The sequence below is a fragment of the Serratia sp. B501 genome, from assembly GCF_051172315.1.
Taxonomy (GTDB): Bacteria; Pseudomonadota; Gammaproteobacteria; order Enterobacterales; family Enterobacteriaceae; genus Serratia; species Serratia ureilytica.
This window is the reverse complement of the sequence record NZ_JBPIZB010000005.1, coordinates 47,577-62,817: the sequence shown is the minus strand read 5'-3', so window position 1 is coordinate 62,817 and position 15,241 is coordinate 47,577. Positions and strand designations below refer to the sequence as shown.

At 59.9% G+C, this 15,241-nt stretch carries 18 protein-coding genes; 5 read left to right on the top strand and 13 right to left on the bottom strand.

Going from position 1 to position 15,241, the window contains the following annotated elements; genetic code table 11:
* Window positions 1-50 precede the first annotated feature (50 nt).
* The 4 genes from rapZ (at window position 51) to ACSBQV_RS16485 (ending at window position 2,199) form a co-directional block, all read left to right on the top strand.
* Window positions 51-905, top strand: a complete 855-nt coding sequence (gene rapZ / locus ACSBQV_RS16500; protein WP_015379177.1) for an RNase adapter RapZ — start codon at window positions 51-53, stop codon at window positions 903-905.
* Window positions 902-1,174, top strand: coding sequence for a PTS phosphocarrier protein NPr (npr, locus tag ACSBQV_RS16495; RefSeq protein WP_004937034.1), 273 nt, complete (start codon window positions 902-904; stop codon window positions 1,172-1,174). The genes rapZ and npr overlap by 4 nt, the downstream gene beginning before the upstream one ends.
* Window positions 1,175-1,468: 294 nt before the next feature.
* Window positions 1,469-1,780 carry a type II toxin-antitoxin system HigB family toxin gene (locus ACSBQV_RS16490; protein ID WP_004937033.1) on the top strand — a complete coding sequence of 104 codons (312 nt, stop codon included), beginning with the start codon at window positions 1,469-1,471 and terminating at the stop codon, window positions 1,778-1,780.
* On the top strand, window positions 1,777-2,199 hold the full coding sequence (locus tag ACSBQV_RS16485; protein ID WP_033644489.1) for a helix-turn-helix domain-containing protein: 423 nt from the start codon (window positions 1,777-1,779) through the stop codon (window positions 2,197-2,199). Before ACSBQV_RS16490 ends, ACSBQV_RS16485 begins: the two co-directional genes overlap by 4 nt.
* Window positions 2,200-2,203: 4 nt before the next feature.
* Here the strand turns inward: ACSBQV_RS16485 and ACSBQV_RS16480 are convergent, their stop codons facing one another.
* The 10 genes from ACSBQV_RS16480 to ACSBQV_RS16435 all read right to left on the bottom strand — a co-directional run bounded on the left by ACSBQV_RS16480 (window position 2,204) and on the right by ACSBQV_RS16435 (window position 11,207).
* Window positions 2,204-4,120, bottom strand: a complete 1,917-nt coding sequence (locus ACSBQV_RS16480; protein WP_099783921.1) for a BglG family transcription antiterminator — start codon at window positions 4,118-4,120, stop codon at window positions 2,204-2,206.
* Window positions 4,121-4,171: 51 nt separating this feature from the next.
* Window positions 4,172-5,386, bottom strand: coding sequence for a lactonase family protein (locus ACSBQV_RS16475; protein WP_099784117.1), 1,215 nt, complete (start codon window positions 5,384-5,386; stop codon window positions 4,172-4,174).
* A 285-nt stretch (window positions 5,387-5,671) separates the two neighbouring features.
* Window positions 5,672-6,412, bottom strand: coding sequence for a 2-dehydro-3-deoxy-phosphogluconate aldolase (gene dagF / locus ACSBQV_RS16470; RefSeq protein ID WP_099783919.1), 741 nt, complete (start codon window positions 6,410-6,412; stop codon window positions 5,672-5,674).
* A complete protein-coding gene (locus tag ACSBQV_RS16465) occupies window positions 6,409-7,527 on the bottom strand; it encodes a DgaE family pyridoxal phosphate-dependent ammonia lyase (protein ID WP_042785440.1) in 1,119 nt (372 codons plus the stop codon). The genes dagF and ACSBQV_RS16465 overlap by 4 nt, the downstream gene beginning before the upstream one ends.
* Entirely contained in the window at window positions 7,511-8,650 is a 1,140-nt protein-coding gene (locus ACSBQV_RS16460; RefSeq protein ID WP_099783917.1) for an amidohydrolase/deacetylase family metallohydrolase, read from the bottom strand. Before ACSBQV_RS16460 ends, ACSBQV_RS16465 begins: the two co-directional genes overlap by 17 nt.
* Before the next feature lie 63 nt (window positions 8,651-8,713).
* Window positions 8,714-9,364, bottom strand: coding sequence for a DUF4310 family protein (locus ACSBQV_RS16455; RefSeq protein ID WP_004937013.1), 651 nt, complete (start codon window positions 9,362-9,364; stop codon window positions 8,714-8,716).
* Between the two features lie 11 nt (window positions 9,365-9,375).
* Complete coding sequence (locus tag ACSBQV_RS16450) at window positions 9,376-10,152, bottom strand: DUF4311 domain-containing protein (RefSeq protein ID WP_004937006.1); 777 nt, start codon at window positions 10,150-10,152, stop codon at window positions 9,376-9,378.
* A 30-nt stretch (window positions 10,153-10,182) separates the two neighbouring features.
* Window positions 10,183-10,479, bottom strand: a complete 297-nt coding sequence (locus ACSBQV_RS16445; protein WP_004937003.1) for a DUF4312 family protein — start codon at window positions 10,477-10,479, stop codon at window positions 10,183-10,185.
* Window positions 10,479-10,844 (bottom strand): glycine-rich SFCGS family protein, encoded by a 366-nt coding sequence (locus tag ACSBQV_RS16440; protein WP_004937000.1) that lies wholly within the window; start codon window positions 10,842-10,844, stop codon window positions 10,479-10,481. Before ACSBQV_RS16440 ends, ACSBQV_RS16445 begins: the two co-directional genes overlap by 1 nt.
* Window positions 10,845-10,880: 36 nt before the next feature.
* A complete protein-coding gene (locus ACSBQV_RS16435; RefSeq protein ID WP_089192640.1) occupies window positions 10,881-11,207 on the bottom strand; it encodes a glycine dehydrogenase in 327 nt (108 codons plus the stop codon).
* 444 nt (window positions 11,208-11,651) lie between these two features.
* Between ACSBQV_RS16435 and rnk the strand changes: the two genes are divergently transcribed.
* Window positions 11,652-12,062, top strand: coding sequence for a nucleoside diphosphate kinase regulator (gene rnk / locus ACSBQV_RS16430; protein ID WP_004936993.1), 411 nt, complete (start codon window positions 11,652-11,654; stop codon window positions 12,060-12,062).
* A gap of 37 nt (window positions 12,063-12,099) precedes the next feature.
* Here the strand turns inward: rnk and ACSBQV_RS16425 are convergent, their stop codons facing one another.
* From ACSBQV_RS16425 to ACSBQV_RS16415, 3 genes are read right to left on the bottom strand one after another with little or no spacing between them, the layout of a single operon-like run.
* Window positions 12,100-12,888 (bottom strand): sulfite exporter TauE/SafE family protein, encoded by a 789-nt coding sequence (locus tag ACSBQV_RS16425; protein ID WP_099783915.1) that lies wholly within the window; start codon window positions 12,886-12,888, stop codon window positions 12,100-12,102.
* A complete protein-coding gene (locus ACSBQV_RS16420; RefSeq protein ID WP_099783913.1) occupies window positions 12,881-13,762 on the bottom strand; it encodes a formyltransferase family protein in 882 nt (293 codons plus the stop codon). The genes ACSBQV_RS16425 and ACSBQV_RS16420 overlap by 8 nt, the downstream gene beginning before the upstream one ends.
* Window positions 13,759-15,213 (bottom strand): FAD/NAD(P)-binding protein, encoded by a 1,455-nt coding sequence (locus ACSBQV_RS16415; RefSeq protein ID WP_099783911.1) that lies wholly within the window; start codon window positions 15,211-15,213, stop codon window positions 13,759-13,761. The genes ACSBQV_RS16420 and ACSBQV_RS16415 overlap by 4 nt, the downstream gene beginning before the upstream one ends.
* Window positions 15,214-15,241: the final 28 nt, after the last annotated feature.

The following is a 15,241-nucleotide window of genomic DNA, read 5'->3' as shown; positions in this document are numbered from 1 at the left end:
AAGTTTAACGGTGGCGATGAACGCCGCCGCGATGCCAGGGGAGTTGCCACATGGTGCTGATGATTGTCAGCGGCCGTTCCGGTTCCGGAAAATCCGTCGCCTTGCGGGCGCTGGAAGACATGGGTTTTTACTGCGTTGACAACCTGCCGGTGGTTCTGCTGCCGCAGCTCGCCAATACGCTGGCGGAACGCAATATCTCCGCGGCGGTCAGCATCGACGTGCGCAACATGCCGGAATCGCCGGAAGTGTTCGAATACGCGATGACTCAGCTGCCGGACAGCTTCTCGCCGCAGCTGCTGTTCCTCGACGCCGATCGCAACACGCTGATCCGCCGTTACAGTGACACCCGCCGCCTGCACCCGCTCTCCAGCAAAAACCTGTCGCTGGAAAGCGCGATCGACGAAGAGAGCGATCTGCTCGAACCGCTGCGCTCGCGGGCTGACCTGATTATCGACACCTCGGAAATGTCGGTGCACGAACTGGCCGAAATGCTGCGCACCCGCCTGCTCGGCAAGCGCGAGCGCGAACTGACGATGGTGTTCGAATCCTTCGGCTTCAAGCACGGCATTCCGATCGACGCCGACTACGTGTTCGACGTGCGCTTCCTGCCTAACCCGCACTGGGATCCGAAGCTGCGGCCGATGACCGGTCTGGACAAGCCGGTAGCGTCGTTCCTCGATCGCCATACCGAAGTGCATAACTTCATTTACCAGACCCGCAGCTATCTGGAACAGTGGCTGCCGATGCTGGAAACCAACAATCGCAGCTACCTGACGGTCGCCATCGGCTGTACCGGCGGCAAACACCGTTCGGTGTACGTGGCGGAACAGCTGGCCGATTACTTCCGCTCGCGCGGCAAGAACGTGCAATCGCGCCACCGCACGCTGGAAAAGCGCAAGCAATGACGGTCAAACAGACGGTTGAAATCAAAAACAAGCTGGGCATGCACGCGCGCCCGGCGATGAAACTGTTCGAACTGGTGCAAAGCTTCGACGCCGAAGTGATGCTGCGCAACGAAAGCGGCACCGAAGCCGAAGCCAGCAGCGTCATCGCGCTGCTGATGCTGGACTCCGCCCAGGGTCGGCACATCGAAGTCGAAGCGACCGGCCCCGATGAAGTCAACGCGCTGGCGGCGGTGGTCGAGCTGTTCAACTCCGGGTTTGATGAAGATTAGTCGCTGAGACTCTTCCCATGCGTCGCCTCGGCGCATGTGTTGCCTCCGCCCCTCCCATAACGTAGCCCTCCCGTTTCTCATTTTGCGAATCCGCTTCCAGAATCAGCCGTAACCGCCTGTAAATTCACGTTATGGATTTACCCCCACCACGGTAATAGCAATAGTGTGTAACGCAAAAACAGACAACAGGCGGATGTTTCCCCACGCTTTGCTTGCGGGACAACAGAAAGTTTACAATTTGTGAACTTCACCGGCAGTCGCTATAATGTTCACCGGGTAGGAATCGAAGGAACGATGCATATCATTTCCAGGGAACCGTTCAATAACGCAACGAAGCAATATCCCAATGAAGCCACTGCTCTCGAGGCCATTTATAAAGCGTTGCGACGGGGTGAGTTCCGCACGCCGGACGAGTTAAAAGCGCTTTTTCCTTCGCTCGATCGTATGAAGTACAAAGAGAAATGGTGGGTCATTGACGTCGGCGGCAACCACCTGCGGATCTTGTTCTTTGCCAGCTTCGAGACACAGAAAGTCTTCATAAAGCATATCGTTAGCCACGCCGAATACGACAAGCTGATGCAGCACTATCGAAGGAGTTCGTCATGATTACAGATGCCATTAAGGCGGCCGATGCGCTACTGCGCGCCGTACCCTTATTGCAGGGCAGCCACGCTCAGCAAGACTACCGAGAAGCGCTCGAATTGGTGGAATATCTGCTGGAAAACGATGAACGCCATCCGCTGATTGACATGTTGGCAAAAAAAATCGCCGAATATGAAGACAACAGCGCCGAATTTACCGCATTCAACCAGCGTATCGCCCAACTCCCGCAGGGGGTGGCCGCGCTTCGCGTATTGATGGAACAGCACCAACTCAGCCAAAGTGATTTTGAACATGAGATCGGCAAAAAGTCGTTGGTCAACCAAATCCTGAACGGCAAAAGATCGCTGACCATTCCGCACATTATGGCGCTGGCCAAACGCTTCAATCTGCCCCCAGCCCTGTTCCTGCCGGAAGCAGATTAGCCCCTCAACTCCGGCTCAGGCAGTCCAGCGCCACCGCTTTGAAGCTGTCGAAGCTGTCGCTGCCCAGCAGGCGGCTCATTGAGCGTTCACGCACGAAGGTGACGAACAGCTCGTAGATCGCCATCGCCTCTTCATAGTCGCTCTTGCTGATCGCCAGCAGGAAAATCACGTGCGCGACCTCGCCCTCGCCCCAGACGACGCCCTGCGGCGCCAGTAGCGTCACCACCACGGTTTTTTTCGCCAGCAGCCCCAGCGAGTGCGGCAGCGCGATGCCTTCGCCCAGCAGCGTGGAGACGATCGCCTCGCGTTCGACCACCGACGGATAAAAGTCCGCGCCGACGTACCCTTCCCGCTCCAGCTGGCCGCACACCCGGCTGAACAGTTCCGCCTGCGTCAGCGGCTCGTTGAGCACCATGAAATGCTCGGCGTCGAAGAACTTCTCCAGCATGTACGGTCGGGTGCGATCCACCAGCACCAGTTTGCCCAGTTGCTCCAGCTGATAATCGGTCGGGAACGGCGACATTACCACCACCGGCTTGTTCTTTTCGCCGATGCGGGCGTTGGAAATCACGAAGTCTTCGTCGATGTGCGCGAGCATCTCGTAATCGCGCAGCGAGACGATGCGCGTCATCACCAGCTGCGGGTACTTGCGCGCAATCTGCGCCTGGATCATGCGCACCGTCGAGTTGCCGGTGTCGCACACCAGCATCACCTGCGGGTGGCGTTCATAACCGATGTTGTAATGCCGCTCCAGCCCCACGCCGATGTGCAGCACCAGATAACCGATTTCGTTCTCGCTCAGCGTATAAGGCGTGTACTTGCCCCAGCTGGAGACCGCCGCCAGCGTCACGTCGTAAGCCATCGGATAGTGCTGCTTGATGTTGGCCAACAGCGGATTGGGGATGTTGATCTGGTATTTCACCCGCGTAATCATGGTCTTGATATGGGTAAGCAGATCGGCCCGCAGCTGCTCGTCGCCCTGCAGGTTGTAGTTATAGTGTGCGTTGATGTAGGAAAGAATGTAGTCCACCAGCGCTTCTTCATCGTCGGCGTTGATTTCGGTCGGCTGCACGTCCTGCACGCGGCGCGCGGCGATGTTGACCCGCAGATAGGCCTCTTCGGCCATCGAGATCTCTTTGCCGGAGGCCGCACGCAGCTCCGCCGCCAGGCGGGTCGACACCTGGCGCACCGCCTCGTCGCCGTCCTCCACCTCGAAGTCCGACAGCGGATAGCCATCGTTGATGCGCCGCAGCGCCACCGCACAGTAGAAAATCAGGTACTGCTCGCCCTCGTCGGTCAGACGAATGGCATATTGCGACAGCAGCGGGTGCAGTAATCCGGCGAACGCCGCCACCTGCGGCTGCAGCAGGATCTCGTTGTTGAGCAGCGGGTTCTCGGCGTCGGCCAGCTGCAGCTGGAACAGCAGGTCGGTCAGGCAGGCGCGGATCGCCATCTCCGCGCCGAACAGCTTCATGCCGTAACGCGGCTTGGTTTCGATCGTCAATTGATAGTGCGCCAGACGCTCTCTCACCTCAGCCATGTCGTTTTGCAGCGTGCCGCGGCTGACGAACCACTCGTCAGCCAAATCTTCCAGTTTGAGGGAGAAGGCTGAGGTCAAAAAACGCACCAGCAGATAATGCACCCGCTCCTGCGCGCTGCGCGGGGTGGCGTGTTTGCGGCGCTCCTGATGCTGCAGGGCGCTGAACAGCGCAGCATTATCGACCTGCAAACGATAGCCTGCCCCGCGGCTATGCACGAAGCGCGCGCCGTATTTGTCCAGGATCTCGTTCAGCGCGGTGATATCCGCCCGCACCGTGCGGGTAGACACGGCGAAACGCTTCGCCAGCTCATCCTGCGGCAAAGTCTCGGTTTGCAAAGCATCGAACAAGTAAGCCAAACGCGGGTAAGGAAATCGCACCATTCTGTGTCCGTCAATCAGGTGGCCCACCCGGCGAACCGGGCGGGCCACGGGTTACTTCGCCGGCGGCAGGAACGCCATTTGCGAGGGGCTGCCGATCGGCAGATAGCCGCCCACAAAGCTGAGTTTGCCGTCCGTCGGGTTGACGCTGAAGCGGGTGACGTTATCGCTGCGCTGGTTCAACGCATACAGATAGCGGCCATCCGGGCTCAGCGCCAGCGAACGCGGATAATCGCCGCGCGTCCAGGTTTCCGCTACCGGTTTCAACTCACCGCCAGCGCCCACGCTGAACTGGGCAATGCTGTTATGCAGTCGGTTGGCGACGTACAGCGTGCCGCCGTTCTTGCTGAGCGCCAGCCCCGAAGCGAAGCTGGTGCCCTGATAGTCGGCGGGCAGCGCGGAAACCGCATGCAGTTGTTTCAGAGTACCTTTTTGGCGATCAAAACGGTAGCTGGTCAACGTCGAGGCCTCTTCGTTCACCAGCAGCACGGTTTCGCCGTCCGGATGGAACACAAAGTGACGCGGCCCCGCGCCGGCGGAAGAGGCGGCGATCCACGGCGGATCGTTCGGCGTCAGCCGGCCGCTCGCGGCGTCAAAGCGCCATTGATAGATGCGATCCAATCCCAGATCGGTGGAGAACACGAACTTGCCGCTCGGATCGCTGGCGATCATATGGGCATGCGGGCCGTTGTGATCGCTGATGGCGAAGCTGCCGTTCACCGCCGCCGCCGGTTTGGCCGCGCCCGCCGGGCCTTGTTGCTGCTGCACCGAGCTGGCGGCGCCCAGGCTGCCGTCCGCTTCAATCGGGAAGACCGCCACGCTGCCGCTGACGTAGTTCGCCACCAGCAGATGCCGCCCGTCCGGCGTCGAGGTAAGATACACCGGCCCTGCCCCCTGCGAATCCACCTGGTTGAGCTGCGTCAGTGCGCCATCGGCCGGATTGATCCGGTAGGCGGTGATGCCGCCGTGCTTGCCGCCGTTGAAATCGGCCACTTCGCTGGCGACATACAGCGTTTTGCCATCAGCGCCCAACGTCAGCTGCGCCGGATTCGGCACGTTGCTGACCAGCGTGGCGTGGCTCAGCGCGCCGCTGGCCGGATCGACCCGCACTCGGTAAACGCCTTCGCCGTTGGGATTGTAGGTGCCGATATAGGCAAAATGAGATGACGTGGAGTTCATTGCATCCTCAGCATGCAGCGCCGGGCCGGTCACGGCCAGCAGCGCCAGGAACAACGCGGCGCGTCGGGTTGGAGCCTGCCAGTTTCGCATAGTAGTCCTCAGTATATACCCGTCATCTTTCAAGCCGCAGCGTTGTTGGCTGCGCAGTTACTCGGCCCATCCATGGGCCTCACCCCTTCGGGGCCGCTGCAAGCAGCGTTTAAATCTGCTCCCGGCAGATTTTTCACCCCAGTCACTTACTTAAGTAAGCTCCTGGGGCTCCTGCGCTTGCCGCCTAGCTGCAACTTGAAAGCTATAGGCTATAGGTAACGGCGCGGCATGCCGCGCCACGGGAAAACCTTCGCCTCCCAGCGTTTACCTCATCCCATTACGCGTTCAGCTCACCAGCTTTTTGGTCATCGCCAGCAAGGTTTTCACGTCCTGCGGCCGCGTGTCGCCGCTGGCGGCGTCGATGATCGAGCTGTAGATATGCGGGATCACGCGTTTCACGCCGGCCGCCAGCGCGATCTCGACGATCGGCTCAAAGTTCTCCAGATCGATGCCGCCGGTCGGCTCCAGCATGAAGTCATGCTCGGCGCAGGCCTTGGCGACGTACTGGTACTCGTCCTTGCACTTCAGGCCGCCCATCGGGAAATACTTGATGGAGCTGCCGCCCATGTCTTTCAGCAGGGCGATGGCGGTTTCCACCGGCACGATGCCGTCCGGCGTCGCGGCGCTTAATGGGCCGGTAGAGATCTTCACCCAACCGACGCGGCCGGTCGGCGACACCAGGCCGTTGACCACGCTGTCGTTCTGGCCCAGCAGCGCGCGGCTGGCGCCGACGCCGGTGAACACCTGGTTAACGTGCTGCGGCTGCACCTGCTGAGCGATCAGGCTGACCATCGCCGACTGCTTCGGATCGCCGGCGCCCAGGCCGACCGAGAGCGCGTTTTCAATCAGGCGCGCATAGCGCAGCATGTCGGTCACCGCGCTGTCGACGTCCGGGTAGTTCTTGGAGAGCACGCCCACCAGCACATGGCCTTCCGCCGCAGCGTAGATGTCCTGCGCGTTGGCTTTGGAGCCGGCCAGCACGTTCAGGCAGACGCGGTCGCGATAGTAGTTAGGCTGCAGCTTCATGCTTGTTTCTCCGTAAACAGGTTTTTGATACAGGTAAAGACGGTCATCAGTTGCCGCTCGTCGACGCTGCGCACGTCGACCTCAATCTTGCCTTCGTTGGCCTTGTAGCCGCGGAAGTAGATGGCGATATCGCCGGTTTTCAACGCCTGGACGATGTCATAGGTCGACCGCCCCAGCACCGCCTCATCAAAGGCGATCTCGGCGCGGGCGATATCGCGGCCGGCGCTGTCCCAGACGGTCCTGGCGCTGACGCCGGTCAGGGTGTTGAGGCTGTCGAGGAACGGCGTCATCCGCTCCACCATCTGTTGCCCGGTGGTTTTCTCAAGCGTCAGATAGCTTTCAATCGCCTGGGTCAGGCCGAGGATGCCCTCTTTGCCGACCTTCATCGCCCGGCCGATGCCGCCGGATTGCAACTTCACCCACTCGACGTACTGTTTCTTGCCGATAACGAGACCGCTGGTCGGCCCCTCGATGGCTTTGGCGCCGCTGTAGATCACCAGATCGGCCCCCATCTGGTAGTAACACATCAAATCTTCTTCCGCCGCGGCGTCGACGATCAGCGGCAGGTTATGCTTGCGCGCCACCACCGCCGCCTGTTCGACGGACAGAATGCTTTTCTGCACGCAGTGGTGCGATTTGACGTACAGGATCGCCGCAGTCTGCGGCGTGATGCAGGCTTCAATCTGCTCCGGCGAACATTCGTTGGCGTACCCCGCCTCCACCACCTTGCCGCCGCCCAGCGCCACCATGGTGTCCACCGGCGCGCCGAAGTTGACGTTGTGACCGCGCGGCAGCACGATCTCGCGCGGCACGGCGATCGGCGCCGAATGCAGGTTCACCAGCAGATTGGCGTTATCTTTAACGATCACCGCCGCCACCGACTGGGCGATGCCCGCCGAGGCGCAGGAGACGATCACCGCATCTTCCACGTTGAGCAGATCGGCGATGTAGGCACCGGTCTTGTTGACCAGATCCTTGATTTCGAAATAGTGGTTCAGGCCGTAATCAACGGCGTCGATCACGTCCTGGCGCGGCGTGGAAACGCCGAGAATGGTCATACGGCCGGAGGTGTTGATCACCTGCTTCAAACCGTATTTTTCATAAATCGAAGACATGGCTTGCCTCCCCTTGTTCGGTTAATAGGATTTCCCCGGCCACCACCGCGGCCAGCGGCACCAGCAGCCGTTCGCCCTCGGCGGTTTGCCCTTCGGCGTCGGCGAACACCTGCGGTTCGCGGCGCAGCTCAAACAGCGTGAAATCGGCGTCATAGCCCGGCTCCAGCCGCCCTTTGCCGCTCAGCTGCAGCGCCGACGCGGCGTTCTCCGTCACGCAGGCGATCACCTGCGGCAGCGTCAGGCCGACGCTGAAGAATTTGGACATCACCGTCGCCAGGCTGTGCACCGGCCCGTTCATGCGGTTGCGGCAGTAAATATCGGAGCTGATGGTGTGCGGCAAAATGCCCAGTTTGATCGCCTGGCGCGCCACCTCGAAGCTGAAGCTGGCGGTGCCGTGCCCTACGTCGAGCAATACGCCGCGCCGCAGCGCGCGCTGGATAGACTCGCGCAGCGTGCCCGCCGGCGTCAGAATGCGGTTCGGTTTGCCGTTGTAGCAGTGGGTGATGATGTCGCCACGGGTCAGCAGATCGGCGATGTCGTCCAGATCCGGCGGGTTGTTGCCGATATGCACCATCAGCGGCAACTGGCGGTTTTCCTGCTGGATCTCTTTGGCCAACACCAGCGGGCGAGTGCCGTTCTTGCCCACCACGCTGCTGCTCATGCGCGCCTTGATGCCGATGATGAAACCGGGATGGTTGCCGATGGCCTGGCCGGCCTCGCGCTTGTCGATGTCCGTCAACTCCGCCAGCTCGTTCTGCCGCAGCAGGCCAATGCGCGAGATATTGAGGAAGGCGAAAACGTTGGTTTTGGCGCTGCGCGTCAGCTGATAAAAGGCGTCGATATCGTCGGCACCGGCGCTGCCGGCATCGACCACGCTGGTGACGCCGCTGGCGATGCCGACCCGATCCGGCTCGTCATGGTAGATCGGCGATTCGGGATAGCAGTGCACGTGCGCATCGATCCAACCGGCGCTCAGGCGGCAGTTGCCCGCCAGATCCAGCTGGCGAACGGCGCTGACATCCGCCGCCAATCGCCCCACCGAGGCTATTTTGCCGTCTTTCACCGCCAGATCGATCAGCGTATCGTCCGCCAGTCTGGCGCCTCTGATTACTAAGTCATACATACCGCATTGCTCCTGTTAGCCCGGGCGCCGCAGCAGCCTCGGGCGGCGCCTGGCGCAGGCCTCTTAAGAAATGGCTACCGGGAAGATCGCCCCCAGGATCATCGCGCCGAGGATCGCTCCGCCGGTGATCGGTTTGCCCCAGATATAGAACAGCAGCGCGCCGAGCAGCGAACCGATGCCGATCGGGATCGAGGCGGTCATTGCCGACAGGATGATCAACGGCCCGAGGAAGCGGCCCGAGGAGTTGCCCGCGCCCATCATCACGTCAGCCCCGTAGGTGGAGTTGCTCTGATTGATGGTGAATTTGCGCGCCAGAATGATCACATAACCGATCGCCAGGCCGATGATCAGGCCGGTGGCCAGCGAAGCGGCGAAGTTGGCGACCGGGAACACGATGCCGGCCCCCAAAAGCAGCGCCGGTACGCCCAGCCCGACGCCGGTCTGGATCGCGCCGCCGATGTCGAGGATGCCCACCAGTGAACCTTCGATGATGCGCGCGAACAGGAAGCTGGCGCCGAACGCCGCCACCGCGCCGTACACGCCGGTATCCATCCCCGCCCGCAGCATGGAGACGAAGGCCACTTCGTTAAAGGCGCCGATGCCGTACAGGTAGTACATGTGCGTCCCGGCGAACACGCCGGAGGACAGCAGGCCAACAAAAATCGGGAATGACCAGTCGGCGTACCAGAAGCCTTTTTGGGTTTGCTCTTCCATCATCCCGCTCCTTATTTACCGCTCAGGGTGTTGTGAATGGCGTCCAGCCAGCCCGGCACACCGAGGCTGAAGGACTCGAGAACTTTCATGTCGAAGCCGCGGAAGAAGCCGCTCAGCACGAACAGCAGCACGATCACCGCCATCATGATCTTGGTGATTTTGTTCCAGCCGCTCTCTTCCACGCCTTTGCCGATCAGAATGCCCAGCACCAGGCCCGGTACGGCGTTGCCCATGATCAGCTGCGCCAGGCCGCCGAAAATGGTGCCCCAGAAGCCAGAACGGCGCCCGGCGTCGATCGCCGCCAGCCAGAAGATCACCGGCATCACGGTGTTCACCAGCAGGTTGGCCGCCGGCACCAGCACCTTGATCGCGGTGACCTGCAGCGCGGCAGGCACGGCGGAAGCGGTGGTATTGAGGAAGGCCACCACCAGCATGCCGATGATGCCGCAGGCGATGGCCATTTTTTTCGGATCGTGCAGCGTTTGCGCCAGATTGCGGTTCTTGACCATCAGGGCCGCCGCGCCCCAGTGCGGGATGATGCGGTGATCGACGTCCTGCGTGAAGGAGCCCGCCGCCACGGAAGACGCCCAGGCGTTGAAGAAGAAGCCCAGACCGAATGAGAAGTGGGAAGCCGGATCGCCCTCGCAGGAGTTCAGCTCGCCCAGGGTACGAAACGCCCCCATGCCCTGTGTTGTCGGCGCGTGGAACATGCGTGCGGCGCCGGCCCCTACGCCGACCCCCACCAGCCCACCGATAATAATCGATTTAAATAAGATGATTAAAAACATCAGTATACCCTTTCATTTATGCTAACGTTTTTATTTCGTGACGAAGACAACCTTCTCGGTATTGATAATGGTTACGTTCACGGTTATTTCCAGAGAAACGGCATAGCTCTTTCTTTCACGCGGCAAAAAGAAGAAAAGAAATTTCTCTTTTGTTATTTTCTCTTCCGCTTTCACCACGCTGACGTCCTGCGGCTCGATGCGCAGCAGAATATTGTTGGTGGACTTTAATACCGCGCCCTGCACATTAGCCAAGGCGGAAGCAAAAGCTTTCGCTTTGCTGTCGCCTTTACCCTCCACCTTTACCGATGTGGTATATTGCTCTTTCATTATGGGTTGCCATGTTTTTTGACGTAGGCTTCCACCAGTTTCTGGCCCAGCTCTTCTTTATCCATAAAGCCGAACCCCAGCACGTTGCAGCCTTCGTTAATTGCCGTCACGCCCTCTTCCACCGAACGCATGCCGTATTTGGCTTTGTAGCCGTATTTGGTTTGCGCGGTAATCGCGCCGGCGCCGCCGCTGCCGCAAAAAGAGATGCCCAGCTGCGCGTTTTCCGCTTTCATGACGTCGCCCAGCTTCATATCCGCCGCCACGCCGGGGATAACCACCGCTTTTCCGCCTGCGTTTTCAACGCCCTGGCCGACTTTTTGCCCTTTTCCCAAACGATCGCCGATCACTACGGTAATTTGACCCATGGTATATTCTCCTGATTGAAATCGATGCGTTAACCGCTATGCGTTATTATCTTTCGCCACTTCGAAGTGCACTGAAAGCAAATAGGCTTCTTCGATAGGCAATGTGCCAAACTGATCCACCACGCGCTCCGCCATTTGCATGGACTCGGCGGAAATTTCGTCGAACAGTGATTTATCCACCTCCGGCAACGGCTCACCGGTTATTGAGCGCAGCACCATGGCGCGAATATGCGATTCCAGCATCTGTTGCTGCACCGCATTGGTATAAATATTCTCAGCATTCAGCATCGCGGTAATATCCGCCAGCACCCGAGCGGTGATCTCACCGGCTTCGCTGATATCGGATTGTTCAATTTCTTTTATCGAAGCAGATCCATCATTCACTTTTCAGTACCCCTAGATCCCACATTAATCAGTAAGCCGTAAAGCGCATCACCTGAATAACCCGCTTTCTGTGATGTCTTTACCCTACCCCCGGTAAGATTTTCTGTGGAGACCGGTTTTTTCCAGTTCGAAGTGGAAATCGAATGACGCGCGGAGATCCATTTCGCAAAACGGCGCTAAGGCGAAAAAGTAAATGAGATAACAATTACATAACCCGGCTAACGGTTTTTTTTGCCTCGATTGACGATAAAAGCCTTCGTGATCGGGATCTCTTTCTTTTCTCGCCCCAACCGCCTACTATCAATGGGACAAATCGACATTACCCACACCCCCGCTCCTCTGGCGCGGGGGTGTTGCTTTGTGTTGTTTTTCCGAATTTATGGGTGCACAGACTGGCGCCCTTTGATTTGACTGGAGAGTGGAATGACCAAACCCATCATTACTATTAATGAGCTGGATGCGGAACGCCTGGATGCGCTATTGGAACAACCGGCCTTTGCCAACACCGACGTCGCCGCCGCGCTGAACGACGAGTTGGATCGCGCGGAAATCCTGCCGCCGGAGAAAATGCCGGCCAACGTGGTGACCATGAACAGCCGCGTGCGTTTTCGCGATCTGCACACCGATGAAGAGCACGTGCGCACGCTGGTTTACCCGGCCTCGCTGAAAGACAGCCACGATCAGCTGTCGGTGATGGCGCCGCTGGGCGCAGCGCTGCTCGGCATGCACGTCGGCAAGCAGATCTCCTGGCAATTGCCGAACGGTGAAGAAGCGCGGATTGAAGTGCTGGAATTGCTGTACCAGCCGGAAGCGGCGGGCGAATACCACCGTTAAGCGGTTCTCAGGGCGGCATCCGGCCGCCCTTTCTGTTTCAGAGGCAGATAGCGATCAGCACGGCGATCAGCAGCAGCACGTAGATTTTGGCATGCAGCGCATCGCTCACCTTCGGCAAACAGCGCCTGGCAAACACGATCCCCGCAATCCCCGCCACCACCAGCAGCCCCAGAATGTTCAGATTGACGTAGCCCAGATACTGCGGCCCGTTCATCTCGCGCCACCCCAACACGATATACATCAGCGCCCCGATCACCGCCACCGGGATCGACAGCGGGTTGGCGGCGCTGACGCAATACTTCATGTCATAGCCATGGCGGCGCAGCAGCGGCACGGTCATCACGCTGCCGCCCACCCCCAGCAGCGTGGCGATGCCGCCGATCAGCGGCCCGCCGCCCCACAGCGTGGCAGGGGAAAGTTCAGCGCGTGCCGGTTTGGTCAGGAACCCCCGGCGGAACAGACAGTCGGCGATGGTCACCGCCATATAGGCCACGAACAGCACGCGGATCACGCCGTCCGCCAGCAGCGAGGAGGCAAACGCGCCCAGCGCCGCGCCGATGCCGATGAAAAAGATCAGCGGCACGATGGTTTCCCGCAGCAGGTTGCCGCTGCGCCAGTTGGTCAGGGTGGCGTACCCCGCGTTGAGGATCATCACCGCCGTCGAGGTCGCCACCGCAATATGCATCGCCTGGCCGGGCTGCTCGCCTGAGGCGGAGATCAAATGGTAAACGAAAGGCACCACCACAAAGCCGCCGCCGAAGCCGAACAGAATGGTGGTGATGCCGGTCAGAAAACCGGCACCCAGAACGATTAACATTTCAATCATGGCCGTGCGCCCGCACGAAGTCGTCGAACCCGGCGCAGAACTGCCCCGCCAGCGGGTGGAAACGATCGCCGACGAACAGCCCCAGATACTGCTCGCGCACGGCGTCGTGATCCACCAGCTCAATGCCCGCCTGTTCCGCCTGCGCCAGCGTCTGCGCATCCGGGAAGCCCCAATAGCGCGAATCGCCCTGCTTTTCCGCCGCTATCGCTTCGCTCCGTTCCGCCCGCATCAGCTGGCGCGCCAGGAAGGTGCCGCTCTGCACGCCCAGCAACATCATGTTTTCCAGGAACGACAGGTCGTGGCGCAGCTCGGCGGGCAGCCGGGCGAGCACCGGGCCGGCATCCCAATGTTCGTCCATTTCATGCAGCGTCACCGCACAGCCCTTGTCACCGTTCATCATCGCGCGGAACAGCGTCATCACCCCGCGATAGCGCGGCAAGTCGCCCGGATGCAGGTTCCACAGCAGCTTGCCGCGCCGGCTGAAGGCGCGCACATAGTCGGCGGAAAATTTCTGATAACAGCGCAAAGAAATCACCCCGTCCATATGACCCAGGCTGCTGATAAACGCGGCGTCATTGATGTCGAGAACGCGATGCGCTTTGACTCCGGCGGCGGCCAGGAACAGAGCCGGCGGCTGATAGGCGCCCTCACAGGCGGCGGCGTTGCGGCCAACGAACGGGAACACGAAATCGTTCAGCACCTCGCGCTCATACAGCCCCAGGCGGCGAACCGCCGGCTCCTGGGCGCGGCCGCCGCTTTTCGCCAGGGGGAAATACACCGTAAAAGCACACTCGCCTTTCAGGGCGGCGATCAGATCCTGACATACCAGCCAGGAGAAAATGTCGTTGCCGACAAAGAGCGCTACGTTTTTCATGCTTCAGCCTTCTTTGCGTTGAAAATAGGGTTGTTAAACACGATTTTGCTGATATCTCGCGTGATGGATTCCATCGCCGAGGTGTAAAAAAGGTCGCCCTTGGCGGGCGCGCCGAGCGAGTAGAGATGCTGCTCGCGGCCGCGGCGATCGGCGATTTTCAGCGTGTGCGGGTTGCACTTCACGCCGCCGAACAGGTTCTCCTGCACCACCCCGTCTTGCAGCAGTTGATGGCTCAGGCGGTTGGGCGGCAGTTGATAAGAAGGCGTGGTGCAGTTGAACAGATACTGCGCATGCACCCGCGTCTCATGGCAACGAAGGATAAATCCGTCCTCCCCCTTGCTGATATCCGCCAGGCCACCACAGGCGCGCAGGCGTTGGCTCTCCAACGCCGCCACGATCTTGTAGGCGTTCTTGATCGGCATGGCGTGCCGATTGCGCATCCAGGAGGAGTTGTAAAAGCGCATGAAGATCTGCCGGTTGTTGGCATCCATTTTGACCCAGGCGGCGCACACCGTCGGATGGATCGCCGCCAGGTAGCTGCAAATGTGCTCCCGGGCAAAGCGCGCCCGGTCGAGGCTGTCCGCCAGATCGCGGTAACAATCGCGCCTTTCCCCCAGCGCCGAGAGCACCGTCAATCGTTCCGGCCCCGGATAGTGACGCGCCAGCGCGGCGTTGATCGCATGCACCAGCTGATGCGCATCAATAAAATCGTTACCGGCGACAAAGCGCCGCAGCCCCTCAACAAACGCCTCCGGCGGCGGACGCATCAACGCCGGTTGTACGCTGGGGAACAGGCCCGAACGCGACAGGGCGCAGATATCGGTGGCCCCCAGGCGCTCCATCAGTTCAACGATGGCGTCGATCGCCGTCAGGCTGCAGCCGATCACGCCGATGGTTGAGTAAGGATTGATCGGCGGCAGATCCCGGTGGGCCTGATAAGCGATCACCCCGTCCACCGGATAGAGACATTCCGGCGGGTTATGCCCCGAACACAACACCAGCGCGTTCATCTGTTCGGCGGAGCCGCAGGCGGTGGTCAGCCGATAGCCTGCCTCGTGCGGCGCAATGGCATTCACTTCGGCGGTCACGAAATTCAGCGCCACGTTGCTGTCCGCCGCCATATACATCGTCATGTCGCGAATAAAATCGAGATATTCCCGATACAGCCAACGCGGTGGATAACGATCCTGGCAAAACTGCGGGAAATGCATGGCGATCCAATCGACGAAGTGCGCGTCGTCGAAAATATCCGCCGACATATTTTCCGGCGTCATATTTAATATATGGCTGTCAAAATCGCTGCTGTATGCCATACCGCCCTTGAAGCCCTGCTTGTCGAACACCGTCAGGGAAAGCGGCCTTTTGCAATGATTAACCGACTTATTTTTTATAAAGTTATACGCAAAAGAGATGCCGGCGGCTCCGCCGCCAATCACACCGAACTTATACATGAAATATCACCTTATAGTCATTGAACTG

Bases quoted from the DNA above. Each gene is read 5' to 3' on its own strand.
- rapZ (WP_015379177.1), top strand. From the start codon at position 51: ATGGTGCTGATGATTGTCAGCGGCCGTTCCGGTTCCGGAAAATCCGTC.
- npr (WP_004937034.1), top strand. From the start codon at position 902: ATGACGGTCAAACAGACGGTTGAAATCAAAAACAAGCTGGGCATGCAC.
- ACSBQV_RS16490 (WP_004937033.1), top strand. From the start codon at position 1,469: ATGCATATCATTTCCAGGGAACCGTTCAATAACGCAACGAAGCAATAT.
- ACSBQV_RS16485 (WP_033644489.1), top strand. From the start codon at position 1,777: ATGATTACAGATGCCATTAAGGCGGCCGATGCGCTACTGCGCGCCGTA.
- ACSBQV_RS16480 (WP_099783921.1), bottom strand. From the start codon at position 4,120: ATGGTGCGATTTCCTTACCCGCGTTTGGCTTACTTGTTCGATGCTTTG.
- ACSBQV_RS16475 (WP_099784117.1), bottom strand. From the start codon at position 5,386: ATGCGAAACTGGCAGGCTCCAACCCGACGCGCCGCGTTGTTCCTGGCG.
- dagF (WP_099783919.1), bottom strand. From the start codon at position 6,412: ATGAAGCTGCAGCCTAACTACTATCGCGACCGCGTCTGCCTGAACGTG.
- ACSBQV_RS16465 (WP_042785440.1), bottom strand. From the start codon at position 7,527: ATGTCTTCGATTTATGAAAAATACGGTTTGAAGCAGGTGATCAACACC.
- ACSBQV_RS16460 (WP_099783917.1), bottom strand. From the start codon at position 8,650: ATGTATGACTTAGTAATCAGAGGCGCCAGACTGGCGGACGATACGCTG.
- ACSBQV_RS16455 (WP_004937013.1), bottom strand. From the start codon at position 9,364: ATGGAAGAGCAAACCCAAAAAGGCTTCTGGTACGCCGACTGGTCATTC.
- ACSBQV_RS16450 (WP_004937006.1), bottom strand. From the start codon at position 10,152: ATGTTTTTAATCATCTTATTTAAATCGATTATTATCGGTGGGCTGGTG.
- ACSBQV_RS16445 (WP_004937003.1), bottom strand. From the start codon at position 10,479: ATGAAAGAGCAATATACCACATCGGTAAAGGTGGAGGGTAAAGGCGAC.
- ACSBQV_RS16440 (WP_004937000.1), bottom strand. From the start codon at position 10,844: ATGGGTCAAATTACCGTAGTGATCGGCGATCGTTTGGGAAAAGGGCAA.
- rnk (WP_004936993.1), top strand. From the start codon at position 11,652: ATGACCAAACCCATCATTACTATTAATGAGCTGGATGCGGAACGCCTG.
- ACSBQV_RS16425 (WP_099783915.1), bottom strand. From the start codon at position 12,888: ATGATTGAAATGTTAATCGTTCTGGGTGCCGGTTTTCTGACCGGCATC.
- ACSBQV_RS16420 (WP_099783913.1), bottom strand. From the start codon at position 13,762: ATGAAAAACGTAGCGCTCTTTGTCGGCAACGACATTTTCTCCTGGCTG.
- ACSBQV_RS16415 (WP_099783911.1), bottom strand. From the start codon at position 15,213: ATGTATAAGTTCGGTGTGATTGGCGGCGGAGCCGCCGGCATCTCTTTT.